Origin of the sequence: Algoriphagus sp. UBA3586, assembly GCF_002376385.1 — a bacterium.
Taxonomy (GTDB): Bacteria; Bacteroidota; Bacteroidia; order Cytophagales; family Cyclobacteriaceae; genus Algoriphagus; species Algoriphagus ornithinivorans.
Genome location: NZ_DFMT01000003.1, coordinates 35,200 through 58,166, shown reverse-complemented (window position 1 = coordinate 58,166; position 22,967 = coordinate 35,200). Strand labels below are relative to the sequence as shown.

At 41.6% G+C, this 22,967-nt stretch carries 30 protein-coding genes; all 30 read left to right on the top strand.

What is annotated here, in order from left to right; translation table 11 throughout:
• The first annotated feature begins 3 nt into the window (after positions 1–3).
• Positions 4–447 (top strand): 50S ribosomal protein L11, encoded by a 444-nt coding sequence (rplK, locus tag B2906_RS00450; RefSeq protein WP_091652797.1) that lies wholly within the window; start codon positions 4–6, stop codon positions 445–447.
• Between the two features lie 10 nt (positions 448–457).
• Positions 458–1,156, top strand: coding sequence for a 50S ribosomal protein L1 (rplA, locus tag B2906_RS00445; protein WP_091652800.1), 699 nt, complete (start codon positions 458–460; stop codon positions 1,154–1,156).
• A 2-nt stretch (positions 1,157–1,158) separates the two neighbouring features.
• Positions 1,159–1,698 carry a 50S ribosomal protein L10 gene (gene rplJ, locus B2906_RS00440; RefSeq protein ID WP_286935210.1) on the top strand — a complete coding sequence of 180 codons (540 nt, stop codon included), beginning with the start codon at positions 1,159–1,161 and terminating at the stop codon, positions 1,696–1,698.
• A gap of 47 nt (positions 1,699–1,745) precedes the next feature.
• A complete protein-coding gene (gene rplL, locus B2906_RS00435; RefSeq protein ID WP_091652805.1) occupies positions 1,746–2,129 on the top strand; it encodes a 50S ribosomal protein L7/L12 in 384 nt (127 codons plus the stop codon).
• A 155-nt stretch (positions 2,130–2,284) separates the two neighbouring features.
• The gene (rpoB, locus tag B2906_RS00430) at positions 2,285–6,160 is read left to right on the top strand and encodes a DNA-directed RNA polymerase subunit beta (RefSeq protein ID WP_286935209.1); all 3,876 of its coding nucleotides are present in this window, start codon (positions 2,285–2,287) and stop codon (positions 6,158–6,160) included.
• Positions 6,161–6,212: 52 nt separating this feature from the next.
• Positions 6,213–10,523, top strand: a complete 4,311-nt coding sequence (rpoC, locus tag B2906_RS00425; protein WP_219956908.1) for a DNA-directed RNA polymerase subunit beta' — start codon at positions 6,213–6,215, stop codon at positions 10,521–10,523.
• Between the two features lie 63 nt (positions 10,524–10,586).
• Positions 10,587–10,910, top strand: a complete 324-nt coding sequence (locus B2906_RS00420; protein WP_091652813.1) for a DUF3467 domain-containing protein — start codon at positions 10,587–10,589, stop codon at positions 10,908–10,910.
• A gap of 98 nt (positions 10,911–11,008) precedes the next feature.
• Complete coding sequence (gene rpsL / locus B2906_RS00415) at positions 11,009–11,398, top strand: 30S ribosomal protein S12 (RefSeq protein ID WP_009183384.1); 390 nt, start codon at positions 11,009–11,011, stop codon at positions 11,396–11,398.
• Positions 11,399–11,420: 22 nt separating this feature from the next.
• Positions 11,421–11,888 carry a 30S ribosomal protein S7 gene (gene rpsG, locus B2906_RS00410; protein ID WP_091652815.1) on the top strand — a complete coding sequence of 156 codons (468 nt, stop codon included), beginning with the start codon at positions 11,421–11,423 and terminating at the stop codon, positions 11,886–11,888.
• 5 nt (positions 11,889–11,893) lie between these two features.
• Positions 11,894–14,017: an elongation factor G gene (gene fusA, locus B2906_RS00405; protein ID WP_219956906.1), complete on the top strand. Its 2,124-nt coding sequence runs from the start codon at positions 11,894–11,896 to the stop codon at positions 14,015–14,017.
• Between the two features lie 12 nt (positions 14,018–14,029).
• Positions 14,030–14,335 (top strand): 30S ribosomal protein S10, encoded by a 306-nt coding sequence (gene rpsJ / locus B2906_RS00400; protein ID WP_024284766.1) that lies wholly within the window; start codon positions 14,030–14,032, stop codon positions 14,333–14,335.
• A gap of 247 nt (positions 14,336–14,582) precedes the next feature.
• Entirely contained in the window at positions 14,583–15,215 is a 633-nt protein-coding gene (gene rplC / locus B2906_RS00395) for a 50S ribosomal protein L3 (RefSeq protein ID WP_219956905.1), read from the top strand.
• Positions 15,216–15,218: 3 nt separating this feature from the next.
• Positions 15,219–15,848 (top strand): 50S ribosomal protein L4, encoded by a 630-nt coding sequence (gene rplD / locus B2906_RS00390; RefSeq protein ID WP_091652823.1) that lies wholly within the window; start codon positions 15,219–15,221, stop codon positions 15,846–15,848.
• A gap of 4 nt (positions 15,849–15,852) precedes the next feature.
• Positions 15,853–16,140, top strand: a complete 288-nt coding sequence (rplW, locus tag B2906_RS00385; protein WP_026956448.1) for a 50S ribosomal protein L23 — start codon at positions 15,853–15,855, stop codon at positions 16,138–16,140.
• A 13-nt stretch (positions 16,141–16,153) separates the two neighbouring features.
• Positions 16,154–16,978, top strand: coding sequence for a 50S ribosomal protein L2 (rplB, locus tag B2906_RS00380; RefSeq protein WP_091652826.1), 825 nt, complete (start codon positions 16,154–16,156; stop codon positions 16,976–16,978).
• Between the two features lie 2 nt (positions 16,979–16,980).
• The gene (gene rpsS / locus B2906_RS00375) at positions 16,981–17,259 is read left to right on the top strand and encodes a 30S ribosomal protein S19 (protein WP_106566639.1); all 279 of its coding nucleotides are present in this window, start codon (positions 16,981–16,983) and stop codon (positions 17,257–17,259) included.
• Positions 17,260–17,261: 2 nt separating this feature from the next.
• Positions 17,262–17,654 (top strand): 50S ribosomal protein L22, encoded by a 393-nt coding sequence (rplV, locus tag B2906_RS00370; RefSeq protein ID WP_091652829.1) that lies wholly within the window; start codon positions 17,262–17,264, stop codon positions 17,652–17,654.
• Positions 17,655–17,663: 9 nt separating this feature from the next.
• On the top strand, positions 17,664–18,395 hold the full coding sequence (gene rpsC / locus B2906_RS00365; protein ID WP_091652832.1) for a 30S ribosomal protein S3: 732 nt from the start codon (positions 17,664–17,666) through the stop codon (positions 18,393–18,395).
• A gap of 23 nt (positions 18,396–18,418) precedes the next feature.
• Entirely contained in the window at positions 18,419–18,838 is a 420-nt protein-coding gene (rplP, locus tag B2906_RS00360; protein WP_091652834.1) for a 50S ribosomal protein L16, read from the top strand.
• Between the two features lie 9 nt (positions 18,839–18,847).
• Positions 18,848–19,030 carry a 50S ribosomal protein L29 gene (rpmC, locus tag B2906_RS00355; protein ID WP_091652837.1) on the top strand — a complete coding sequence of 61 codons (183 nt, stop codon included), beginning with the start codon at positions 18,848–18,850 and terminating at the stop codon, positions 19,028–19,030.
• Positions 19,031–19,048: 18 nt separating this feature from the next.
• Positions 19,049–19,312 carry a 30S ribosomal protein S17 gene (gene rpsQ / locus B2906_RS00350; RefSeq protein WP_091652840.1) on the top strand — a complete coding sequence of 88 codons (264 nt, stop codon included), beginning with the start codon at positions 19,049–19,051 and terminating at the stop codon, positions 19,310–19,312.
• 2 nt (positions 19,313–19,314) lie between these two features.
• Positions 19,315–19,683: a 50S ribosomal protein L14 gene (rplN, locus tag B2906_RS00345; protein WP_026956456.1), complete on the top strand. Its 369-nt coding sequence runs from the start codon at positions 19,315–19,317 to the stop codon at positions 19,681–19,683.
• Positions 19,684–19,685: 2 nt separating this feature from the next.
• Positions 19,686–20,030, top strand: coding sequence for a 50S ribosomal protein L24 (gene rplX, locus B2906_RS00340; RefSeq protein WP_091652843.1), 345 nt, complete (start codon positions 19,686–19,688; stop codon positions 20,028–20,030).
• Positions 20,023–20,583: a 50S ribosomal protein L5 gene (rplE, locus tag B2906_RS00335; RefSeq protein WP_219956904.1), complete on the top strand. Its 561-nt coding sequence runs from the start codon at positions 20,023–20,025 to the stop codon at positions 20,581–20,583. The genes rplX and rplE overlap by 8 nt, the downstream gene beginning before the upstream one ends.
• A 2-nt stretch (positions 20,584–20,585) precedes the next feature.
• A complete protein-coding gene (rpsN, locus tag B2906_RS00330) occupies positions 20,586–20,855 on the top strand; it encodes a 30S ribosomal protein S14 (protein WP_026956459.1) in 270 nt (89 codons plus the stop codon).
• A gap of 82 nt (positions 20,856–20,937) precedes the next feature.
• Entirely contained in the window at positions 20,938–21,333 is a 396-nt protein-coding gene (rpsH, locus tag B2906_RS00325) for a 30S ribosomal protein S8 (RefSeq protein ID WP_091652847.1), read from the top strand.
• Positions 21,334–21,342: 9 nt separating this feature from the next.
• A complete protein-coding gene (gene rplF, locus B2906_RS00320; protein WP_219956903.1) occupies positions 21,343–21,900 on the top strand; it encodes a 50S ribosomal protein L6 in 558 nt (185 codons plus the stop codon).
• A gap of 6 nt (positions 21,901–21,906) precedes the next feature.
• Complete coding sequence (rplR, locus tag B2906_RS00315) at positions 21,907–22,257, top strand: 50S ribosomal protein L18 (protein ID WP_219956902.1); 351 nt, start codon at positions 21,907–21,909, stop codon at positions 22,255–22,257.
• A gap of 5 nt (positions 22,258–22,262) precedes the next feature.
• Positions 22,263–22,781 (top strand): 30S ribosomal protein S5, encoded by a 519-nt coding sequence (gene rpsE / locus B2906_RS00310; RefSeq protein WP_091652857.1) that lies wholly within the window; start codon positions 22,263–22,265, stop codon positions 22,779–22,781.
• A gap of 5 nt (positions 22,782–22,786) precedes the next feature.
• Complete coding sequence (gene rpmD / locus B2906_RS00305; RefSeq protein ID WP_091652860.1) at positions 22,787–22,966, top strand: 50S ribosomal protein L30; 180 nt, start codon at positions 22,787–22,789, stop codon at positions 22,964–22,966.
• Position 22,967 lies beyond the last annotated feature (1 nt).

Below are 22,967 nucleotides of genomic sequence, written 5' to 3'. Positions count from 1 at the left end.
GCAATGGCTAAGGAAATCACTGGTTATTTAAAACTGCAAGTGAAAGGTGGCCAGGCAAATCCGTCACCTCCAGTTGGTCCGGCTCTTGGTTCCAAGGGTTTGAACATCATGGAGTTCTGTAAGCAATACAATGCACGTACCCAAGATAAAATGGGACAGACGTTGCCTGTATTGATTACTATCTATTCGGACAAGTCTTTTGATTTCGTAGTAAAAACTCCTCCGGCTGCAAATATGCTGTTGGAAGCTGCGAAACTTAAAAGCGGTTCCGCAGAACCTAACCGTAAGAAGGTAGGATCTGTTACCTGGGATCAGGTAAAAGAGATCGCGGAAGTAAAAATGCCTGACCTGAATGCCTTCAAAGTGGAATCTGCCATGAAAATGGTTGCTGGTACCGCTAGAAGCATGGGAATCACAGTATCTGGTAAAGCCCCTTGGGAAGTATAAATAAACAATAATGGCTAAGTTAACAAAAAAGCAAAAAGAAGCTCTTTCTAAGTACGACCCAAGCCAAATGTACTCCCTGGAGGCAGCTTCTTCTATCGTGAAGGAAATCACCATGACGAAGTTTGATGCTTCTGTCGATGTTGACGTTCGTTTGGGCGTTGACCCTCGTAAAGCAGATCAAATGGTTAGAGGGGTTGTTGCCCTTCCTCATGGTACAGGTAAAGATATCAAAGTATTGGTTCTTTGCACTCCTGATAAAGAAGCAGAAGCTAAAGAAGCAGGTGCAGATTACGTTGGATTGGACGACTACATTGCTAAAATCGAAGGTGGATGGACTGACATTGATGTCATCATCACTATGCCTAACGTAATGGCAAAAGTAGGTAGACTAGGTAGAGTATTGGGACCGAGAGGTCTTATGCCAAATCCTAAAGCAGGAACGGTAACTCTAGAAGTAGGTAAAGCTGTAAAAGAAGTGAAGGCTGGTAAAATCGACTTCAAAGTTGATAAATTCGGTATCATTCACGCGAGCGTAGGTAAGGTATCTTTCAGCCCTGAAAAAATTCAGGAAAATGTGAGAGAGTTGATCTTAACTATCTCCAAGCTTAAGCCGGCATCTTCTAAGGGAACATATTTCAAGAGTATTTCATTATCCAGTACAATGTCTCCTGGTATCGCAGTGGACAAGGGTAGTATTCAAGGTATATAATCATGACTAGAGACGAAAAGAAAGAAATAATCGACGGTCTTACCGAGAAATTTAGAGAAAACCCTTTCTTCTACATCACAGATGCAGGAGGATTCAGTGTGAAGGAAGTGAACGCTTTCAGAAGAGCATGTTTTGAGAAGGGTGTTGAGTACAAAGTGTACAAAAACACATTGATCAAGAAAGCTTTAGAAAATCTGGATGCAGACTTCTCTCCTTTGGATAGTTCATTGAAAGGATTCTCTGGAATTATTTTCTCCAAAGAGACCAGTAACCTGCCAGCAAAAGTATTGCTGGAATTCAGAAAAAAACTAGGTAAAAAAGAGACGAGACCAAAGTTCAAAGGAGCTTCTATCGATGCGGATATTTTCGTAGGTGAAGCAAACCTTGAAATGCTTTCTAATCTTAAATCAAAGCAAGAGTTGTTGGGCGACCTTATCGGTTTGCTACAGTCTCCTGCAATGAACCTCATCTCTGCATTGCAAAGTGGTCAGAACAACATCACAGGTGTGCTTAAGGCCCTTGAAAGCAGAGAAGAAAAATAATACTTCAATTCAATCACAAATCACGAAAAATTTAAATTAATAATACGATGGCAGATCTTACACAACTTGCAGATCAGTTGGTAAACTTGACTGTAAAAGAGGTTAAAGAATTGACAGATATCCTTAAGGATCAGTACGGAATCGAACCAGCTGCTGCGGCAGTTGCTGTTGCAGGTCCTGCTGCTGGTGGTGCTGACGGTGGCGCTGCAGAAGAAGAGAAAACTTCTTTTGACGTTATCTTGAAGGCAGCTGGCGGTCAGAAACTTGCAGTAGTTAAGCTTGTAAAAGAATTGACTGGACTTGGCTTGAAAGAAGCTAAAGACCTAGTGGATTCTGCTCCTAAAGCTTTGAAAGAAGGTATCGCTAAAGACGAAGCTGAAGGCTTGAAGAAGTCTCTAGAAGAAGCTGGTGCTGAAGTAGAGATCAAATAATTTGGCGAAACCGAACCATCTGGTTTAGGTTTAGCCCTAAGACCTGACTATACAAGTCAGGTCTTTTCCTGTTTATGCACAGGTAAAAAATTGCATTATTTCTTGCGAAAATATTAATATTTCGTTATTTAATTTCACTATAAACATACACTACCTTGGCTATCAAGAATCAAACCGAAAGGAAAAGTTTCTCCTCCATTAAGGTGGTCAAAGACTATCCGGATTTTCTCGATATTCAGTTGCAGTCTTTCAAAGATTTCTTCCAGCTGGATACGCCTGCAGAAAAGCGCCGGGCTGACGGATTATTCAAAGTGTTTTCTGAGAATTTTCCGATCTCTGATTCCAGAGAAAACTTCACTTTGGAATTTATCGATTATGCAGTGGATCCACCTAAATATAGTGTGGGTGAATGTATAGATCGTGGTTTGACCTACTCAGTACCTTTGAAAGCAAAATTAAGATTACTTTGCCATGATGAGGACAATGAGGATTTCGAAACAATCGAACAAGAAGTTTTCTTAGGCAACTTGCCTTACATGACTGAGAAGGGTTCGTTTGTAATCAATGGCGCAGAGCGTGTGATTGTATCTCAATTGCACAGATCACCAGGTGTATTTTTTGCTCAAAGTAAGCACACTAATGGTACGAAATTATACTCTGCCCGTATCATTCCTTTCAAGGGTTCTTGGATTGAGTTTGCTACTGACATCAACAATGTCATGTATGCTTACATCGATCGTAAGAAGAAATTCCCTGTTACTACCCTGCTTAGAGCTATCGGTTACGGTTCGGATAAAGACATTTTGGATTTATTTGGCTTATCTGAAGAAGTATCAGCAACCAAAACTGCTTTGAAAAAAGCTTCAGGCAGAAAATTAGCTGCTAGAGTTTTGAGAACATGGGTTGAAGACTTCGTAGATGAAGATACAGGTGAGGTAGTTTCCATCGATAGAAACGAAGTATTGCTTGAGCGTGATACTGTTTTGACAGATGAGGATATTGAAATGATTTTGGATTCAGGCTCTAAGTCTATCATTCTTCACAGAGAGGATGTAAACATTGCCGATTACTCTATCATCTACAATACACTTCAAAAAGATAATTCTAACTCAGAGAAAGAAGCGGTAGAAGTAATTTACCGTCAATTGAGAAACACTGAAGCTCCTGATGAGGCTACCGCCCGTGAGGTGATTCACTCTCTATTCTTCTCTGATAAGCGATATGACTTAGGTGAAGTAGGCCGATACAGAATCAATAAAAAATTGGGTCTGGACATTGAGGCTGAAAAAATCGTATTGACTAAAGAGGATATTATTTCCATCGTGAAATATTTGATCGGTTTGATCAACTCAAAAGCAGTAGTCGATGATATCGATCACCTTTCCAATAGAAGAGTAAGAACTGTAGGGGAGCAGCTTTACAGCCAGTTTGGAGTTGGTTTGGCGAGAATGGCCAGAACAATTCGTGAGCGTATGAACGTACGTGACAACGAAGACTTCAAACCAGTTGATTTGATCAACGCTCGTACGCTTTCCTCAGTAATCAATTCTTTCTTCGGTACTAACCAGCTTTCTCAGTTCATGGATCAAACCAATCCATTGGCAGAGTTGACGCACAAGCGTAGACTTTCTGCTTTGGGTCCAGGTGGTTTATCCAGAGAAAGAGCAGGTTTCGAGGTTCGTGACGTTCACTATACACACTATGGTCGTCTTTGTACTATCGAAACTCCTGAAGGTCCAAACATCGGTTTGATTTCTTCTCTTTGCGTTCACGCAAAAGTAAACTCCATGGGATTCCTTGAGACACCTTATAGAAAGGTGAAAGAAGGTAAAGTGGGTATGAAGCAGGAGGATATTGTATTCTTGACTGCTGAAGAAGAAGATGACCATAACATTGCTCAGGCAAATGCTCCTTTGGATGAAAAAGGAACTTTCGTAAATGAGCGAGTAAAAGCAAGATTTGAAGGTGACTTCCCAGTGTTGGAGCCTTCTGAAATCAGCTACATGGACGTTGCTCCAAACCAAATTGTATCTGTTGCGGCATCTTTGATTCCTTTCTTGGAGCATGATGATGCGAACCGTGCATTGATGGGATCCAACATGCAGCGTCAGGCAGTTCCATTGTTGAAAGCTGAAGCACCTATCGTAGGTACAGGCTTAGAAGCAAAAGCTGCTATTGACTCCAGATCTTTGATTATTGCAGAGGCTGATGGTGTAGTTGATTATGTAGATGCTAAGAAAATCACCATTAAGTATGACTTGTCAGATGATGAGTTGTTGGTGAATTTCACAGATGAATACAAAACCTACGATCTGATTAAGTTCAGAAGAACCAACCAAGATACTACCATCAACTTGACTCCTTTAGTTTTGAAGGGTCAGAGAATTGAAAAAGGTCAGGTTTTGGTGGAAGGTTACTCTACCAACAATGGTGAGTTGGCCTTGGGTAAAAACTTGAAAGTTGCCTACATGCCTTGGCAAGGATACAACTTTGAGGATGCGATTGTAATTTCTGAGCGAGTAGTTCGTGAAGATATCTTTACTTCCATCCACGTTGAAGAATTCCAGCTAGAGGTAAGAGATACCAAGCGTGGAGAAGAAGAATTAACTTCTGAAATTCCTAACGTTTCTGAAGATGCAGTGAAGCATTTGGACGAAAATGGTATCATCGCAGTAGGTGCTGAAGTAAAAGAAGGAGATATCATTATCGGTAAGATTACTCCAAAAGGTGAAACTGATCCAACTCCTGAAGAGAAATTGCTAAGAGCAATCTTCGGTGATAAAGCTGGTGATGTGAAAGATGCTTCTTTGAAAGCTTCTCCATCCTTGAATGGTGTGGTAATCGAAACCAAATTGTTCTCCAGACCTAAGAAGGACAAAGACAATAGAGCGAAAGCTAAGGCAGAGGTTGAAAAACTGAAAGCTAAGTATTCCAAAGATCTTTTGGGCATCAGAGCCAGAATGATCAATAAGCTGGTAACTATATTGGATGGTAAGACTTCTTTGGGAGTGAAGCATAAGTTTGGTGATGAGATCATCTCCAAAGGAATGAAGTTCAACGCGAAGAACATTGAAAACAACTTATTCCCTGCTAAGAACCCTTACAGAGATGAGTCTAACTACAATGTTCCTGAAGAGGCGAATTTGATTTCTGATATCATCTTGGATGATTGGACTGATGATGCACACACCAACAATCTGATTGTTCAATTGGTGAAAAACTACACTAACTCAAGAAATGAGATCAGTGGTAGATTCAAGAGAGAAAGATTCACTTTGGAAGTTGGAGACGAGTTACCAGCAGGTATCGTTCAGCTTGCTAAAGTTTACATCGCAAAGAAGCGTAAGCTGAAAGTGGGTGATAAGATGGCTGGTCGTCACGGTAACAAAGGTATTGTTGCCAGAATCGTAAGAGACGAAGACATGCCTTTCTTGGAAGACGGAACTCCAATGGATATCGTTCTGAACCCATTGGGTGTACCTTCTCGAATGAACATCGGACAGATTTTCGAAACAGTATTGGCTTGGGCCGGACAAAAATTAGGTAAAAAATATGCTACTCCGATTTTCGATGGAGCTTCTATGGAAGAGGTTTCTGCTGAATTGGATGCTGCTGGATTGCCTTCTTATGGACGTACCTACCTATATGATGGATTGACCGGAGCTAAATTCGATCAGCCTGTGACTGTAGGTGTAGCTTACATGTTAAAGCTTGGTCACTTGGTTGATGATAAGATGCACGCAAGATCTATCGGACCTTACTCTTTGATTACTCAGCAGCCATTGGGTGGTAAAGCCCAGTTTGGTGGTCAGAGATTCGGAGAGATGGAGGTTTGGGCTCTTGAAGCATTCGGTGCATCTCACGTACTTCAGGAAATCCTGACAGTAAAATCTGATGACGTAATCGGTAGAGCGAAAGCTTATGAAGCAATTGTGAAGGGTGAAAACCTTCCTAAGCCTAACATCCCTGAATCATTCAACGTATTGGTTCATGAACTGAGAGGCTTGGCTCTTGAAATTACCTTAGATTAAATTGGCTCAATAGGGCAGGTCAAACTGCCCTTCATATATCTTTCAAAAAACTATGGCGTTCAGAAAAAACAAAAAACTAAACAATGACTTTTCGAGAGTCACCATCAGTTTGGCTTCCCCGGAATCTATTCTGGATAGTTCAAATGGAGAGGTGACCCAGCCAGAGACTATCAATTACAGAACTTACAAGCCAGAAATGGGTGGTCTGTTCTGTGAGAGAATCTTTGGTCCAGTGAAAGACTGGGAGTGTCATTGTGGTAAATACAAGCGCATCAGATATAAAGGCATCATCTGCGACCGTTGTGGAGTAGAGGTGACTGAAAAGAAAGTACGTCGTGAGCGAATGGGTCACATTGAGTTAGTGGTTCCTGTTGCACACATCTGGTACTTCAAATCTTTGCCTAACAAGATTGGTTACTTGTTGGGTCTTCCTACCAAAAAGTTGGACCAAATCGTTTATTATGAGCGATATGCAGTTGTTCAGCCAGGTATAAAAGCTGAAGATGGAATTCAATACCTAGACTTCTTAACTGAAGATGAGTATTTGGATATCATGGATAAGCTTCCTAAGGAAAATCATATGCTAGATGATGACGATCCAAATAAATTCATCGCCAAAATGGGTGCTGAAGCTTTGGAAATGTTGTTGGCTAGATTGGACTTGGATGATCTTTCTTATTCTCTTCGTCATCAAGCGGCTACAGATACCTCTCAGCAGCGTAAGGCAGAAGCCTTGAAGCGTTTGAAGGTAGTAGAAGCATTCCGTGATGCAAGAACAAGAATCGAAAACCGTCCTGAGTGGATGGTGGTAAGAATGGTTCCTGTGATTCCACCGGAATTGCGCCCATTGGTACCATTGGATGGTGGTAGATTCGCTACTTCTGACTTGAATGACTTGTACAGAAGAGTAATCATCAGAAACAACCGTCTGAAGAGATTGATAGACATCAAAGCTCCAGAAGTAATCTTGAGAAACGAAAAGCGTATGCTGCAGGAAGCTGTAGATTCTCTTTTCGATAACTCCAGAAAAGTAAATGCGGTAAGATCTGATGGAAACAGAGCATTGAAATCCCTTTCTGATATGTTGAAAGGTAAGCAAGGTCGTTTCCGTCAAAACTTGCTCGGTAAGCGTGTGGATTACTCCGGTCGTTCTGTGATCGTAGTAGGGCCAGAATTGAAGCTTCACGAGTGCGGTCTTCCTAAAAATATGGCAGCTGAGCTTTTCAAACCTTTTATCATCAGAAAACTGATTGAAAGAGGTATTGTGAAGACAGTAAAATCAGCTAAGAAAATTGTGGATCGTAAAGATCCAGTGGTTTGGGATATTTTGGAAAACGTATTGAAAGGACACCCTGTTCTTTTGAACCGTGCCCCAACTCTTCACAGATTGGGTATCCAGGCATTCCAGCCAAAATTGATCGAAGGAAAAGCGATTCAGTTGCACCCATTAGTGTGTACAGCATTCAACGCTGACTTTGACGGTGACCAAATGGCGGTTCACGTACCACTTGGACATGAAGCTATCTTGGAAGCCTCTACATTAATGCTTTCCTCTCATAATATCTTGAACCCTGCCAACGGAGCACCGATTACGGTACCTTCTCAAGACATGGTTTTGGGTCTGTATTATGTAACCAAAGGCAAGAAGTCTACTCCTGAAGAGCCAGTTCCAGGTGAAGGAATGACTTTCTACAGCCAAGAGGAAGTAATTATTGCTTTGAATGAAGGACAGATTTCCAAGCATGCGAACATCAAGTGTAAAGTACCTGTAAGAGGTGAGGATGGGGAAATTACCAGCCAAATCATCGATACAGTTGCAGGACGTTTGATCTTCAACCAGTTTGTTCCGGCTGAGGTAGGATATGTAAACGAGCTTTTGACTAAGAAAAAGCTTCAGCAGATTATCGCTCAAGTAGTGAAAGTTTGTGGTATTGCACGTACTGCCCAGTTCTTGGATGATATCAAGCATCTAGGATTCCAGATGGCTTACCAAGGTGGTTTGTCAATGGGTCTTAACGATGTAATCATCCCTGAGGAAAAAGAGCCAATGATCGCCAAAGCGAAAGAAGAGGTAGATCAGGTTTGGAATAACTACTTGATGGGTCTGATCACAGACAACGAAAGATATAACCAAGTAATTGATATTTGGACTCGTACCAACTCTCATTTGACTAATAATCTGATGAAGAAGATGGAGGAGGACAAGCAGGGATTCAATGCTATCTACATGATGATGCACTCCGGAGCTAGAGGTTCAAGAGAGCAAATTCGTCAGCTGGGTGGTATGAGAGGTCTGATGGCTAAGCCTCAGAAAAACTTACAAGGTTCAGTAGGTGAAATCATCGAAAACCCAATCCTTTCCAACTTTAAAGAAGGTTTGGACGTACTCGAGTACTTTATCTCCACTCACGGTGCACGTAAGGGTCTTGCGGATACAGCTTTGAAAACTGCCGATGCGGGTTATTTGACTCGTCGTTTGGTAGACGTAGCTCAAGACATGATCGTCACTGAAGAGGATTGCGGTACTTTGAGAGGTTTGGTTGTTCAGCCATTGAAAGACAACGACGAAATCGTTGAGCCACTTTCTGAAAGAATCTTGGGTAGAGTATCTGTTCATGATGTTTACGACCCGCTTACAGACGAATTGATCGTTCCGGCAGGAGTTGAAATCGACGACGAAATTGCGAAGAGAGTAGATGAATCAGCTGTTGAAGAGGTTGAGATAAGATCTGTCTTGACTTGCGAAACCAGAAGAGGGGTTTGTTCTAAATGCTATGGACGTAACCTTGCTACCGGTAATATGGTACAGGCAGGTGAGTCAGTAGGAGTTATTGCAGCGCAGTCTATCGGTGAACCAGGTACACAGTTGACGCTAAGAACATTCCACGTAGGGGGTACTGCTTCCAACATGGCTGTAGAGGCGAGCATCAATGCTAAATTCGAAGGTGTAGTAGAATTCGATGAGGAATTAAGACTAATCGAAACTACCAATAAAGACGGTGAACCAGTTACAGTTGTAATGGGTAGATCCGGAGAAATAAAAATCAATGATGTGAAATCCGGTAAGACTTTGGTTTCAAACCACGTGCCTTACGGAGCATTATTGAACGTGAAAGATGGTCAGAAAATCGCCAAAGGTGATTCTTTATGTACTTGGGATCCATACAACGCCGTAATTCTTTCTGAATTCGACGGCAAAGTTGACTTTGAGTCTATTGTAGAGGGTGTCACTTACAAAGAAGTTGCCGATGATCAGACTGGATTCCGTGAAAAAGTTATCATCGATACCAAAGACAGAACCAAGAACCCTGCAATTATTGTAGACTACGGAGAGGATTCCAAAGCATACAATATTCCAGTGGGAGCTCACTTGGCTGTTGAAATTGGAGATAAGGTGAAGGCTGGACAGGTATTGGTGAAAATCCCAAGATCCGTGGGTAAGACAAGAGATATTACCGGTGGTCTTCCAAGAGTAACTGAATTGTTTGAGGCACGTAACCCATCCAACCCGGCTGTGGTTTCTGAAATCGACGGTGTGGTAACTTACGGCGGAATCAAGAGAGGTAACAGAGAAATTATCATCGAGTCTAAGGATGGGGTGATTAAGAAGTACATGGTATCTCTTTCCAAGCATATCTTGGTTCAGGAAAATGACTTCATCCGTGCGGGTGAGCCATTGTCAGATGGAGCAATTACTCCAAATGATATCCTATCCATTAAAGGACCAACTGCCGTTCAGGAATATTTGGTAAATGAAATTCAGGAAGTTTACAGACTTCAGGGTGTGAAGATCAATGATAAGCACATTGAGGTGATTGTATCTCAAATGATGCAGAAAGTTGAAATTCTTGATGCTGGAGATACTGGATTCTTGCAAGGACAGGTAGTAGATAAGTGGGCTTTCCGTGAGGAAAATGACAATATCCTAGATAAGAAAGTGGTGATGGATGCTGGAGACTCTAGCACTTTGAAGCCAGGTATGATTATTTCTTCAAGAAGACTGAGAGATGAAAACTCCAGCTTGAAGCGTAAAGACCTGAAATTGGTACAGGTGAGAGATGCTGAAACTGCGGTTTCTGCTCCTACACTTCAAGGTATCACAGCAGCTTCTTTGGGTACAGAATCATTTATTTCAGCAGCTTCCTTCCAGGAAACTACCAAAGTACTTTCTGAAGCAGCTATCAGAGGTAAGAGAGATGAGCTACTCGGATTGAAAGAAAACGTGATCGTAGGTCACCTAATTCCGGCCGGTACAGGTCAGAGAAGGTTGCAAAACTTGATCGTTGGATCTCAGGAAGAGTATGATAAGCTTTCTGAAAACATGGAAAAATCCACTCGCAGATCTAGTGAAGCGATTTTATAATACATAGTGAGTTTATAAACGGAAAGGCCTGTATGCGTACAGGCCTTTTTTAATCCCAATAAAATGAGTGACGAAAAAGGACAAAACAGACCAGATCAACAGATCAATGTAGAGCTTTCAGAGGAAGTTGCTGAAGGAGTATATTCCAATTTGGCTATGATTGCCCATTCCAATTCAGAATTTGTGATTGACTTTATCCGTTTGATGCCGGGAGTTCCAAAGGCAAAGGTGAAGTCAAGAATTATAGTGACTCCGGATCATGCCAAAAGATTATTGGCAGCATTGAAGGATAATATAGAAAAGTATGAGGCTGCATTTGGTAAAATCAACCAAAATGGAGGTGCTCCGGAGTTCCCGATCACCTTTGGTACGCCCGGAGAGGCATAACAAAAATATAACTGCTTAATTTTGTTTGTCTTATTACTTTTTCTACCTTTGCAGTCCAAAATTTAACAGTTTACAGGAAAACTAAATTTTATCAGTTAATGCCTACTATTCAACAGTTAGTAAGAAAAGGTAGAACAACGCTGGAAACCAAATCTAAATCAAGAGCTTTGGACGCTTGTCCTCAGCGAAGAGGGGTTTGTACCAGAGTGTACACTACTACCCCTAAAAAGCCTAACTCAGCTATGAGAAAGGTGGCAAGGGTGAGATTGACAAATGGAAAAGAAGTGAACGCTTACATTCCAGGTGAAGGTCACAATTTGCAAGAGCACTCAATCGTATTGATCAGAGGTGGTCGTGTGAAGGATCTACCAGGTGTAAGATATCACATCATCCGCGGTGCATTGGATACTGCAGGAGTAAAAGACCGTAAGCAAGGTCGCTCCAAGTACGGTGCTAAAAGACCTAAGGCTGCTCCAGCCAAAAAGTAATTTATTTAATGTTTAAGAAGAAATGAGAAAAGCGAAACCAAAGAAGAGATATATTCTTCCTGATCCAAAGTTCAATGATACCTTGGTTACCAAGTTTGTGAACTGTCTGATGGTAGATGGGAAGAAGAGTATTGCTTACAAGATTTTCTACGATGCAGTAGAAAAGGTAGAATCCAAAGTAGGTGAGAATGGTCTTGAAGTTTGGAAAAAAGCGCTTAACAATATTGCTCCATCCGTAGAGGTGAAGAGTCGTAGAGTTGGTGGTGCTACATTCCAAGTTCCAATGGAAGTCCGACCTGAAAGAAAGATGGCCCTTGGAATCAAGTGGATGATCAACTATGCTCGAAAAAGAGGTGAGAAAACCATGATGGATAGACTTGCTGGCGAAATCATCGCTGCTGCAAAAGGCGAAGGCGCTGCAGTAAAGAAGAAAGATGATACGCACAGAATGGCAGAAGCCAACAAAGCATTCTCTCACTTTAGATTTTAATTAGGATGGCGAAAAGAGATTTAAAATACACCAGAAATATCGGTATCGCCGCTCACATTGATGCCGGTAAAACGACTACCACAGAGCGAATCCTTTTTTACTCTGGAGTTTCCCACAAAATAGGTGAAGTACACGACGGTGCTGCTACTATGGACTGGATGGCTCAGGAGCAGGAAAGAGGTATCACCATTACTTCTGCTGCTACTACCGTTTTTTGGAACTACAGAGATCAGAAATATCAAATCAACATCATCGATACTCCAGGACACGTTGACTTTACCGTTGAGGTAAACCGTTCCCTAAGAGTATTGGATGGATTGGTTTTCCTGTTCAGTGCTGTGGACGGCGTTGAGCCACAGTCTGAGACCAACTGGCGATTAGCTGATAATTATAAAGTAGCTCGTATCGGGTTCGTTAATAAAATGGACCGTGCAGGAGCTAACTTCTTGGAAGTTTGTAAGCAGGTGAAGGAAATGTTGGGTAGCTATGCTGTTCCATTGCAGATTCCTATCGGTTCTGAAGACAAATTCAAAGGAGTAGTTGATTTGATCAACAATAGAGGTATCGTTTGGAACGAAGAGGATATGGGAATGACTTACGAAGTAGTTCCTATTCCTGAAGACTTGAAAGAGGAAGTTGAACAGTGGAGAGAGCATTTGCTTGAGGCTGTTGCTGACTACGATGAGTCTTTGATGGAGAAGTTCTTCGAAGATCCAAACTCAATCACTGAAGAAGAAATCCTCAATGCTTTAAGACAAGCAACCATTGACATGAAAATTGTCCCTATGGTATGTGGATCTTCTTTCAAAAATAAAGGTGTTCAAACCATGTTGGACTTGGTGATGGAATTGCTTCCTTCTCCATTGGACAAAGATGATATCATCGCTCATGATTTGAATGACGAGGAGAAAGATGTAAGAATCGCTCCAGATGAGTCTGAACCATTTGCTGGTTTGGCCTTTAAAATTGCTACTGACCCATTCGTAGGTAGACTTTGTTTCGTAAGAGCTTACTCAGGTATTCTTGAGTCTGGGTCTTATGTATTCAATAGCCGTTCTGGAAACAAGGAGCGTATCTCCAGAGTATTCCAAATGCATGCCAACAAGCAAAACCAAATCGAAAGATTGGTTGCCGGTGATATCGGTGCAGTAGTAGGATTTAAAGATATCAAGACTGGAGATACTCTTTGCGACGAAAAGCGTAAGGTTGTATTAGAGTCCATGATCTTCCCTGAGCCAGTTATCGGTTACGCAATTGAGCCTAAAACTCAGGCGGATGTTGATAAACTAGGTATGGCTATCGCCAAATTGGTAGAAGAAGATCCAACTCTTCAAGTAAACACTGACCACGAAACTGGCCAGACTATCTTGAGAGGTATGGGTGAACTTCACTTGGATATCATCATCGACCGATTGAAGCGTGAATTCAAAGTTGAAATTAACCAAGGTGCTCCTCAGGTTGCTTACAAAGAAGCTTTGTTTGGTTCAGTAGAACACAAAGAAGTTTACAAGAAGCAAACTGGTGGTAAAGGTAAATTTGCCGATATCGTATTCGAATTGGGTCCAAAAGATCCAGATCCGGAAACAGGAGAAATCAAACCGGGATTGGATTTCGTAAACGGAATCGTGGGTGGTGTAATTCCAAAAGAATTTATTCCATCTATCCAGAAAGGATTTGCTGAAGCTATGAAGAATGGTCCTTTGGCAGGTTATCCTATCGAGTCTATGAAGGTTAGATTGTTCCACGGTTCTTTCCACGACGTCGATTCAGATGCACTATCTTTTGAATTGGCTGCTAGAATCGGATTCAAAGAAGCTGCTAAAAAATGTAAGCCTCAGTTACTAGAGCCAATCATGTCAGTAGACGTGGTTACTCCAGATGAATACACTGGTCCTATCACCGGTGACTTGAACAGAAGAAGAGGTTTGATGAAAGGAATGGATACCAAAGGTACTTCTTCCGTAATCAAAGCGTCTGTTCCCTTATCTGAACTGTTTGGTTATATCACCGATTTGAGAACTATCTCTTCCGGTAGAGCTACTGCTTCGTTGACATTCTCTCACTATGAGCCAGTGCCAAACAACATAGCGGAGACTGTAATTGCTAACGTAAAAGGTCAGAAAGCCTAATCAATATTTGCGATGAATCAGAAAATTAGAATAAAACTAAAATCATACGATCACAGCCTGGTGGACAAGTCATCAGAGAAGATCGTGAAAGCTGTAAAAGCTACTGGTGCTGTAGTAGTGGGACCTATCCCATTGCCAACCAAAAAAGAAAAGTTTACCGTGTTGAAATCCCCACACGTAAACAAGAAAGCAAGAGACCAGTATCAGCTTTGTACTTATAAGCGATTGGTAGATATCTACTCTAACTCTTCTAAAACTGTGGATGCTTTGATGAAAATCGAACTTCCAAGCGGAGTGGATGTAGAGATCAAGGTTTGATAAAACCTGAAAACTCAAACTTATCAGACCTGCATTTCTATGCAGGTCTTTTGTTTTTTTAAAAATTAACAACGATTCATTGGCCTTTGGACTGGCCAAAGGGCAAATTCCAAATGAAATATTTTCTAAATGTTTGAAAATATAGGAGTTGGGGTTTGTTGCAGAATTTTATTTCAGTAACTTTGCAGTCCTTAAAAAGGGCCCAAGCGTATAAATGCTTGTGGATTATCAAATTATCTTATAAAAGATGTCTGGTATAATTGGAAAAAAAGTAGGAATGACTAGCATTTTTAGTGCCGATGGACGTAATGTCGCATGCACGCTAATAGAAGCTGGTCCTTGCGTAGTGACGCAAGTAAAAAACGTTGAAACAGACGGGTACAACGCAGTGCAGTTGGCCTACGGTGAGCGTAAGGAGAAAAACACTCCTAAGCCACTGATAGGTCACTTTAAAAAGGCAGGTACAACGCCGAAGCACAAAGTTGTTGAGTTCCGTGATTTCCGGGTCGAGTTTGAAGGCCAGGTAAATCTAGGAGCTACTGTGAAGGCCGGAGAGGTATTCGTAGAAGGTGACTTCGTCGATGCTATCGGTACTTCTAAAGGTAAAGGCTTCCAGGGTGTAGTGAAGCGTCATGGTTTTGGTGGTGTGGGTGGACAAACTCACGGTCAGCACAACAGACAGAGACACCCAGGTTCCATTGGTGCTTGTTCTTGGCCATCCCGCGTATTCAAGGGTATGAGAATGGCTGGAAGAACCGGTGGTGACAGAGTGAAAGTATTGAACCTCAGAGTATTGAAAATTTACGCTGAGCAAAATCTCCTTCTGGTGTCCGGTTCAGTACCAGGTCCAAAAAATTCTTATGTAATTCTAGAGAAGTAAGCCATGGAATTAGCAGTAATTAATCAAAAAGGAGAAGACACCGGAAGAAAGGTGCAATTGTCTGACGAGATTTTCGCAATCGAGCCAAATGACAACGCTATCTATCTGGATGTAAAACAGTACCTGGCTAATCAGAGACAGGGTACTCATAAGTCTAAAGAAAGAAATGAAGTAGCAGGATCTACCAAGAAGATCAAAAAGCAAAAAGGTACCGGTGGTGCTAGAGCTGGATCTTTGAAATCCCCGCTTTTCAGAGGTGGAGGTAGAGTTTTTGGTCCTAAGCCAAGAGACTACTCTTTCAAATTGAATAAGAAAGTAAAACAACTAGCCAGAAAATCTGCTCTTTCCTACAAAGTGAAAGATAACAGCCTTTCAGTTTTAGAAAACATCTCTTTTGATGCTCCAAAAACTAAAAACTATCTGGCTTTGCTTAATGGATTGGCGCTATCCGATAAGAAGACGCTTTTGGTTCTCCCTGAAGATAACAAGAACGTTTACCTATCCAGCAGAAACCTTCCTAAGGCGAAAGTTGTGACTGTGAATGATGTAAATACTTACCAGCTTCTGAATGCTGATCACTTGGTGATCTGTGAAGATTCTGTAAGTAAATTGGAAACCATTTTATCGAAATAAGACAATGGATATTCTAAAGCAGCCTTTGATTACAGAAAAGATTTCTGCCATGAACGAAAAAGGCGTTTATGGATTCATTGTGGAGAAAACCGCAAAGAAACCAGAAATCAAGAATGCTGTAGAAAAAGCATATGGTGTGAAAGTGGTATCAGTAAGAACCATGAGATATGCTGCGAAGCATAAGACAAGATACACCAAGACAAGAATCGTATCAGGCTTCACTAACGCTTTCAAAAAAGCAATCGTGCAAGTAGCTGATGGAGAGGTAATTGATTTTTACGGAGAAATTTAATTGAATCAATATCATGGCAATTAAAAAATTGAAGCCTGTAACTCCAGGAACAAGATTCAGAGTAGCTCCAGCGTTTGACGAGATTACCAAGTCAACGCCGGAAAAATCTCTTCTTGCTCCTATTAAGAAGTCAGGCGGTAGAAATAATGAAGGCAAAATGACTGCCCGCTATATGGGTGGTGGTCATAAAAGAAGACTCAGAGTAGTTGACTTTAAAAGAAATAAGTTTGGTGTACCTGCTACCGTAAAGGCAATCGAGTACGATCCAAACAGAACAGCTCGTCTAGCCCTACTATATTATGCTGACGGTGCTAAAGCCTACATTATCGCCCCGGAAGGTTTGCAAGTGGGACAAACAGTGATTTCCGGTGAGCAAGTTGCTCCTGAAGTGGGTAACGCAATGCACTTGATGAATATCCCAATGGGTACTATTGTACACTGCGTGGAATTGAAACCAGGTAAAGGTGCTGCAATGGTAAGAAGTGCTGGTGGTTATGCACAGATTGTTGCCCGTGAGGGTAAATATGTGACCATCAAACTTCCATCCGGAGAGATGAGACTCGTTTTGGGTGTTTGTATGGCGACTGTAGGTACAGTTTCCAACGGAGACCACATGAACGTAGTGTTGGGTAAAGCCGGTCGTAAGAGATGGTTAGGAGTAAGACCTCGAGTAAGAGGTGTAGCTATGAACCCAGTAGATCACCCAATGGGTGGTGGTGAAGGTAGATCTTCCGGTGGACATCCAAGATCCCGTAAGGGCTTGTTGTCTAAAGGTAAGAAAACCAGATCACCTAAGAAGTATTCAAACAAGTTCATCGTTAGCAAAAGATCTAAATAATTATGGCACGTTCATTAAAAAAAGGTCCTTATATCGAGCACCATCTAGCGAAAAAAGTGGATGCTATGAACGAGTCCGGAAAGAAATCCGTCATCAAGACTTGGTCAAGAAGATCCATGATTTCTCCAGATTTCGTAGGACATACCTTCGCTGTGCATAACGGAAATAAATTCATCCCGGTATTTGTAACAGACAACATGGTAGGTCACAAGCTAGGTGAATTTGCTCCTACCAGAAATTTCAGAGGCCACATTGCCAAAAAAGATAAAGGAAAGAGATAATCATGGAAGCAATAGCAAGATTAAATAATGTTCCTACTTCCCCACGCAAAATGCGTTTGGTGGCTGACTTGGTCAGAGGCAAAAGAGTGGGATTGGCGCTCAGCATTTTGAAGTTTACTCCTAATCATGGAGCCATGAAATTGGAAAAACTTCTTCTTTCTGCAGTGGCAAACTGGCAGGCAAAAAATCCTGATGCAAAGCTTGAAGAAGCTGATCTATATGTGAAAACCATCATGGTGGATGAAGGTAGATCTCTTAAGAGATTGAGACCTGCTCCTCAGGGTCGTGGTCACAGAATCCGCAAAAGATCCAATCATGTAACCCTAGTAATTGATGCTTTCAATGCTGAGGATGTTACCGCTGATGTAGTAGAAACAAACGAAAAGGCAAATTAAGAACAGACTATGGGACAAAAGATTAACCCAATAGGATTTAGACTTGGTGTAGTCAAAGGCTGGGATTCCAACTGGTATGGTGGGAAAGACTTCGCTGAAAAACTATACGAAGATCAGCAAATCCGTAAGTACGTCCTTGCCAGAATTCCTAAGGGTGGGATTGCTAAGGTGATCATTGAGCGTACGCTTAAGAGAATCACACTTACCATTCATACCGCTCGACCAGGTGTAGTTATTGGTAAAGGTGGAGCCGAAGTAGATAAGCTAAAAGAAGAGCTTAAAAAGATCACCAACAAAGACATTCAAATCAATATCTTCGAAATCAAGAGACCTGAATTGGATGCCAAGTTAGTAGGTGAGTCTATCGCTCAGCAGCTTCAGGCTAGAATTTCCTTCAGAAGAGCAATGAAACAAGCCATTGCAGCATCCATGAGAGTGGGAGCAGAAGGAATCAAAGTAAAACTTTCTGGTCGTTTAGGTGGTGCCGAAATGGCCCGTTCTGAAATGTACAAAGAGGGTCGTATTCCTCTACACACATTGAGAGCCGACATTGATTACGCTATTTCCGAAGCATTGACTGTTTACGGTATTATCGGTATCAAAGTGTGGATCTTCAAAGGTGAAGTGTACGGTAAGAGAGACTTGTCTCCTAATCAAGGTGCAGCTAATGAGCCAAAAGGCCCAAGAAATGCTGGTCCTAAGAGAGACGGAGGTCCTAGACGCAGAAAAAGAAATAACTAATTTTCACCGATAAGTGAGAAATCATGTTACAGCCGAAAAGAACTAAATATAGAAAAATGCAAAAGGGCCGTGTCAAAGGCATTGCACAAAGAGGGCATACGCTCGCTTTTGGCAACTTTGGCATCAAGTCCCTGGAAGCAGGATGGATCACCTCTCGTCAGATCGAGGCAGCTCGTATCGCTATGACAAGAGCAATGAAAAGAGAAGGTCAGGTTTGGATCAGAATTTTCCCTGACAAACCTATCACTAAGAAGCCTGCTGAAGTACGTATGGGTAAAGGTAAAGGTGCTCCTGAATATTGGGTAGCAGTTATCAAGCCTGGAACCATCCTCTTCGAAGCTACTGGTGTACCTTTGGAAACTGCTAAGGAAGCCTTAAGATTGGCTCAGCAGAAACTTCCTGTAAGCACCAAATTTGTTGTTCGTAGAGACTACGCAGAATAATTAGGAACTATGAAAAATACAGAGATCCAATCACTTTCCGCAAGTGAAATCGCTGAGAAAATCAGCGCCGAGAAAACGAATCTGAGCAAACTTCAATTTGCTCACTCAATTTCTCCCATCGAGAATCCTAACAGAATACGCGAAACCAAGCGTCTTATCGCAAGATTGAAGACTGCATTGGCTGGCAAATAATAGCTAACAGAAAATAAAATGGCTACGATCGAAAGAAATCTTCGAAAAGAAAGAATTGGTAAAGTCGTAAGCAACAAGATGGATAAGTCCATTACTGTAGCCGTGGAGAGAAGAGTAAAACACGGAATGTACGGTAAGTTCGTTGCAAAGACTACCAAATTTATGGCTCATGACGAGAAAAACGAGTGTAACCCAGGTGACATCGTGAAAATAAGTGAAACTCGTCCGCTGAGTAAGAACAAGCGTTGGAGATTAGTTGAAATTATTGAAAGGGCTAAGTAATCATGATACAGCAAGAATCCAGACTAAGTGTGGCGGACAACTCCGGTGCCAAAGAGGTATTGGTCATCCGCGTATTGGGAGGAACTAAAAAACGATATGCTTCTATCGGTGATAAAGTAGTCGTGACTGTAAAGTCTGCCCTTTCCTCCAGCAACATGAAAAAAGGTACCGTTTCAAGAGCGGTTATCGTACGTACCAAGAAAGAAGTAAGACGTAAAGACGGTTCTTACATTCGTTTCGAGGACAACGCTGCTGTATTGTTGAACAACAACGATGAACCTAGAGGTACTCGTATTTTCGGCCCTGTGGCTAGAGAATTGAGAGAGAAGCAGTTTATGAAAATCGTTTCTTTGGCCCCTGAAGTATTGTAATCATGGAAAGAAAATTCAACAAGCAGTCTAAACTGCACATCAAAACCGGAGACACTGTGAAAGTGATCGCAGGTGATGACAAAGGTAAAACAGGGAAAGTTCTTTCTGTAGATACTGCTAAAAGCAGAGCTTATGTAGAAGGTATCAATATCGTGACTAAACACGTGAAGCCTACTGCTGCTAAGCCTCAAGGTGGTATCGAGAAGAAAGAAGCTTCTGTACATATCAGTAACCTGATGCTTGTAGATCCTAAGACTGGTGAAGCTACCAGAACTGGACGCAAGGCAGGCGAAAATGGTAAATTAGTAAGATACTCTAAGAAAACAGGGGAGGTGATCAATGGCTAATCCTAGAATGAAGCAAAAGTATGTGAACGATATCGTTCCTGCTTTGAAAGAAAAATTCCAGTATTCTTCTGTAATGCAGGTTCCTAAGTTGAGCAAAATTGTGCTTAACAAAGGTATCGGTGCTGCAGTAGCTGATAAGAAATTGGTTGACCAAGGCGTGGAAGAACTTTCTTTGATCACAGGTCAAAGAGCAGTTTCTACCAAAGCTAAAACTTCTGTTTCTAACTTTAAGCTAAGAGAAGGCATGCCTATCGGAGCTAAAGTTACTTTGAGAGGAGAGAAAATGTATGAATTCCTTGATAGATTGATGACCGTGGCACTTCCACGTGTTCGTGACTTCAAAGGAATTTCTGACAAAGGATTTGATGGAAGAGGTAACTACACTTTAGGTGTTACCGAACAAATCATCTTCCCAGAAATCTCTATCGAAAAAGTAAATAGAATTTCCGGTATGGATATCACATTTGTGACTACCGCAAATACTGACGAAGAAAGCTTCGCGTTGTTGAAGGCTTTCGGTATGCCGTTCGTTAATAAAAATAAAGAAGAATAATCATGGCAAGAGAGTCCATCAAAGCTCGTGAGAGAAAAAGAGAACGTCTGGTAGCCAAGTATGCCAAGAAAAGAGCTGAGCTGAAAGCAGCTGGCGATTATGAGGCACTTGATAAATTGCCAAAGAACGCTTCTCCGGTTAGACTTCACAACAGATGTAAGTTGACCGGTCGTCCAAAAGGCTACATGAGAAAGTTTGGTATCAACAGGGTAACCTTCCGAGAAATGGCCTCAGCAGGCAAGATTCCGGGAGTGACTAAGTCCAGCTGGTAAAATAACGACAGTAGTTTTTATTTAAAAAATCAATTCGTAACTTTGCACGCTCAAAACGGGTGGAGCTAGACTATATAATACCATGACTGATCCAATAGCCGATTATCTGACTAGATTGAGAAATGCCATTAAGGCTTCTCACAGAATCGTTGAGATACCTGCTTCTAATATCAAGAAGGAGATCACTAAAGTATTGCATGACAAAGGGTATATCCAGAACTATAAGTTTGAGGATAACGGACCTCAAGGCACAATCAAAATTGCTTTGAAATACAATCCAACTACCAAGAAGAATGCAATCGTGAGCCTGAAGAGAGTTAGTACGCCAGGTTTAAGAAAGTATGTAAAACATGACGAGCTACCAAGAGTCATCAATGGACTTGGTATTGCCGTTATTTCGACCTCTAAAGGGGTAATGACAGACAAAGAAGCCCGCACCGAAGGTATCGGGGGCGAAGTACTTTGCTACGTATATTAATTTACTATCATGTCAAGAATAGGTAAAAAACCAATAAATCTACCCAGCGGTGTTACTGTAGACGTGGCTACAAAAGGTGTAGTTACTGTTAAAGGTCCAAAGGGTACACTGACTCAGGATGTGAATCCTGATATTCAGGTGACAGTGGAAAACAACCAGATCGTTGTTTCCAGACCTACTGACTCTAAAAGACATAAGTCTATGCATGGTCTTTACAGATCTTTGATCAACAATATGGTGATCGGAGTTTCTGAAGGATTCAAGAAAGACTTGGAACTTGTAGGTGTAGGTTATAAGGCAACCAACCAAGGTCAAGTATTAGAATTGAACTTGGGATATTCTCACAACATCTTCTTTGCACTTCCTGAAAGTGTATCTGTGAAGACTGAGACTCCGAAAGGTAAAAATCCAATCATCTCTTTGGAAGCAATAGACAAAGAATTGATCGGACAAGTAGCGGCAAAAATTAGATCTCTTCGTAAGATCGAGCCTTACAAAGGCAAAGGTGTGCGCTTCGTTGGTGAACAAATTAGACGTAAGGCTGGTAAAACTGCCGGTAAAAAATAATAGGTTATGGCATTTAATAAGAATTCCAGAAGACTTAGAATCAAGCAGGGTATCCGCAGAAAGATCTCCGGTACCGATTCCAGACCACGTTTATCAGTATTCAAAAGTAATACTGGTATCTACGCGCAATTGGTGGATGACCTTAAGGGTCGTACTTTGGCTCAGGCTTCCTCTAAGGAGTTGGGCGCTAAAGAAAACACCAATGTATCAATCGCTACGGAGGTTGGTAAAAAACTCGCTGAGAGAGCCGTTGCCAATGGTGTTAGCGAAGTAGTATTTGACAGAAATGGCTACTTGTATCACGGAAAAGTGAAAGCTTTGGCAGATGGTGCCAGAGAGGGAGGCCTTAAATTTTAATTATTATGTCTCAACTGAAAAAGAAGCCCATTAGGGCCACAGATACAGATTTAAAAGAAAAAGTAGTAGCGATCAACCGAGTAGCCAAAGTGGTAAAAGGTGGTAGGAGATTCTCTTTTTCCGCAATCGTAGTAGTCGGAGATGGCAATGGTGTTGTAGGTTACGGCTTGGGTAAAGCCAACGAAGTAACTGATGCAATCACTAAAGGCATCGAGGACGCAAAGAAAAACTTGGTAAAAGTACCGGTTTTGAAAGGTACTATTCCGCATGAGCAGATTGGTAAGTTTGGTGGAGGTTTTGTCCTTATCAAACCAGCTGCTGCAGGTACTGGTGTTATCGCCGGTGGTGCGATGCGTGCCGTATTGGAATCTGCAGGTGTAACTGACGTATTGGCTAAGTCCAAAGGTTCTTCCAACCCACACAACGTGGTGAAAGCAACCATCGATGCGTTGATGCAACTGAGAGATGCTATCTCTGTGTCACAACAGAGAGGTGTGAAAATGTCTAAAGTTTTTAATGGATAATCATCATGGCTAAGATCAAAATCACACAAACGAAATCTGTTATTGACAGACCAAAAGATCAAAAAGCTACCATTACTGCTTTAGGTCTAGGCAAAATCAACAAATCTGTTGAAGTAGAAAATACTCCACAGATTGCCGGTATGGTCAAGAAAGTTAATCACCTTGTAAAAGTGGAGGAAGCTTAAT

Coding starts and splice junctions, on each gene's coding strand:
- rplC (WP_219956905.1), top strand. CDS start 14,583: ATGTCTGGTATAATTGGAAAAAAAGTAGGAATGACTAGCATTTTTAGT.
- rpsE (WP_091652857.1), top strand. CDS start 22,263: ATGTCTCAACTGAAAAAGAAGCCCATTAGGGCCACAGATACAGATTTA.
- rplW (WP_026956448.1), top strand. CDS start 15,853: ATGGATATTCTAAAGCAGCCTTTGATTACAGAAAAGATTTCTGCCATG.
- rpsC (WP_091652832.1), top strand. CDS start 17,664: ATGGGACAAAAGATTAACCCAATAGGATTTAGACTTGGTGTAGTCAAA.
- rpsH (WP_091652847.1), top strand. CDS start 20,938: ATGACTGATCCAATAGCCGATTATCTGACTAGATTGAGAAATGCCATT.
- rplR (WP_219956902.1), top strand. CDS start 21,907: ATGGCATTTAATAAGAATTCCAGAAGACTTAGAATCAAGCAGGGTATC.
- rplL (WP_091652805.1), top strand. CDS start 1,746: ATGGCAGATCTTACACAACTTGCAGATCAGTTGGTAAACTTGACTGTA.
- rpoC (WP_219956908.1), top strand. CDS start 6,213: ATGGCGTTCAGAAAAAACAAAAAACTAAACAATGACTTTTCGAGAGTC.
- rpmC (WP_091652837.1), top strand. CDS start 18,848: ATGAAAAATACAGAGATCCAATCACTTTCCGCAAGTGAAATCGCTGAG.
- rplK (WP_091652797.1), top strand. CDS start 4: ATGGCTAAGGAAATCACTGGTTATTTAAAACTGCAAGTGAAAGGTGGC.
- rplB (WP_091652826.1), top strand. CDS start 16,154: ATGGCAATTAAAAAATTGAAGCCTGTAACTCCAGGAACAAGATTCAGA.
- rplX (WP_091652843.1), top strand. CDS start 19,686: ATGGAAAGAAAATTCAACAAGCAGTCTAAACTGCACATCAAAACCGGA.
- rpsL (WP_009183384.1), top strand. CDS start 11,009: ATGCCTACTATTCAACAGTTAGTAAGAAAAGGTAGAACAACGCTGGAA.
- rplV (WP_091652829.1), top strand. CDS start 17,262: ATGGAAGCAATAGCAAGATTAAATAATGTTCCTACTTCCCCACGCAAA.
- rplJ (WP_286935210.1), top strand. CDS start 1,159: ATGACTAGAGACGAAAAGAAAGAAATAATCGACGGTCTTACCGAGAAA.
- rpsJ (WP_024284766.1), top strand. CDS start 14,030: ATGAATCAGAAAATTAGAATAAAACTAAAATCATACGATCACAGCCTG.
- rplD (WP_091652823.1), top strand. CDS start 15,219: ATGGAATTAGCAGTAATTAATCAAAAAGGAGAAGACACCGGAAGAAAG.
- B2906_RS00420 (WP_091652813.1), top strand. CDS start 10,587: ATGAGTGACGAAAAAGGACAAAACAGACCAGATCAACAGATCAATGTA.
- rpsS (WP_106566639.1), top strand. CDS start 16,981: ATGGCACGTTCATTAAAAAAAGGTCCTTATATCGAGCACCATCTAGCG.
- rpsN (WP_026956459.1), top strand. CDS start 20,586: ATGGCAAGAGAGTCCATCAAAGCTCGTGAGAGAAAAAGAGAACGTCTG.
- rpsG (WP_091652815.1), top strand. CDS start 11,421: ATGAGAAAAGCGAAACCAAAGAAGAGATATATTCTTCCTGATCCAAAG.
- rplE (WP_219956904.1), top strand. CDS start 20,023: ATGGCTAATCCTAGAATGAAGCAAAAGTATGTGAACGATATCGTTCCT.
- rplA (WP_091652800.1), top strand. CDS start 458: ATGGCTAAGTTAACAAAAAAGCAAAAAGAAGCTCTTTCTAAGTACGAC.
- rplF (WP_219956903.1), top strand. CDS start 21,343: ATGTCAAGAATAGGTAAAAAACCAATAAATCTACCCAGCGGTGTTACT.
- rpsQ (WP_091652840.1), top strand. CDS start 19,049: ATGGCTACGATCGAAAGAAATCTTCGAAAAGAAAGAATTGGTAAAGTC.
- rplP (WP_091652834.1), top strand. CDS start 18,419: ATGTTACAGCCGAAAAGAACTAAATATAGAAAAATGCAAAAGGGCCGT.
- rplN (WP_026956456.1), top strand. CDS start 19,315: ATGATACAGCAAGAATCCAGACTAAGTGTGGCGGACAACTCCGGTGCC.
- rpmD (WP_091652860.1), top strand. CDS start 22,787: ATGGCTAAGATCAAAATCACACAAACGAAATCTGTTATTGACAGACCA.
- fusA (WP_219956906.1), top strand. CDS start 11,894: ATGGCGAAAAGAGATTTAAAATACACCAGAAATATCGGTATCGCCGCT.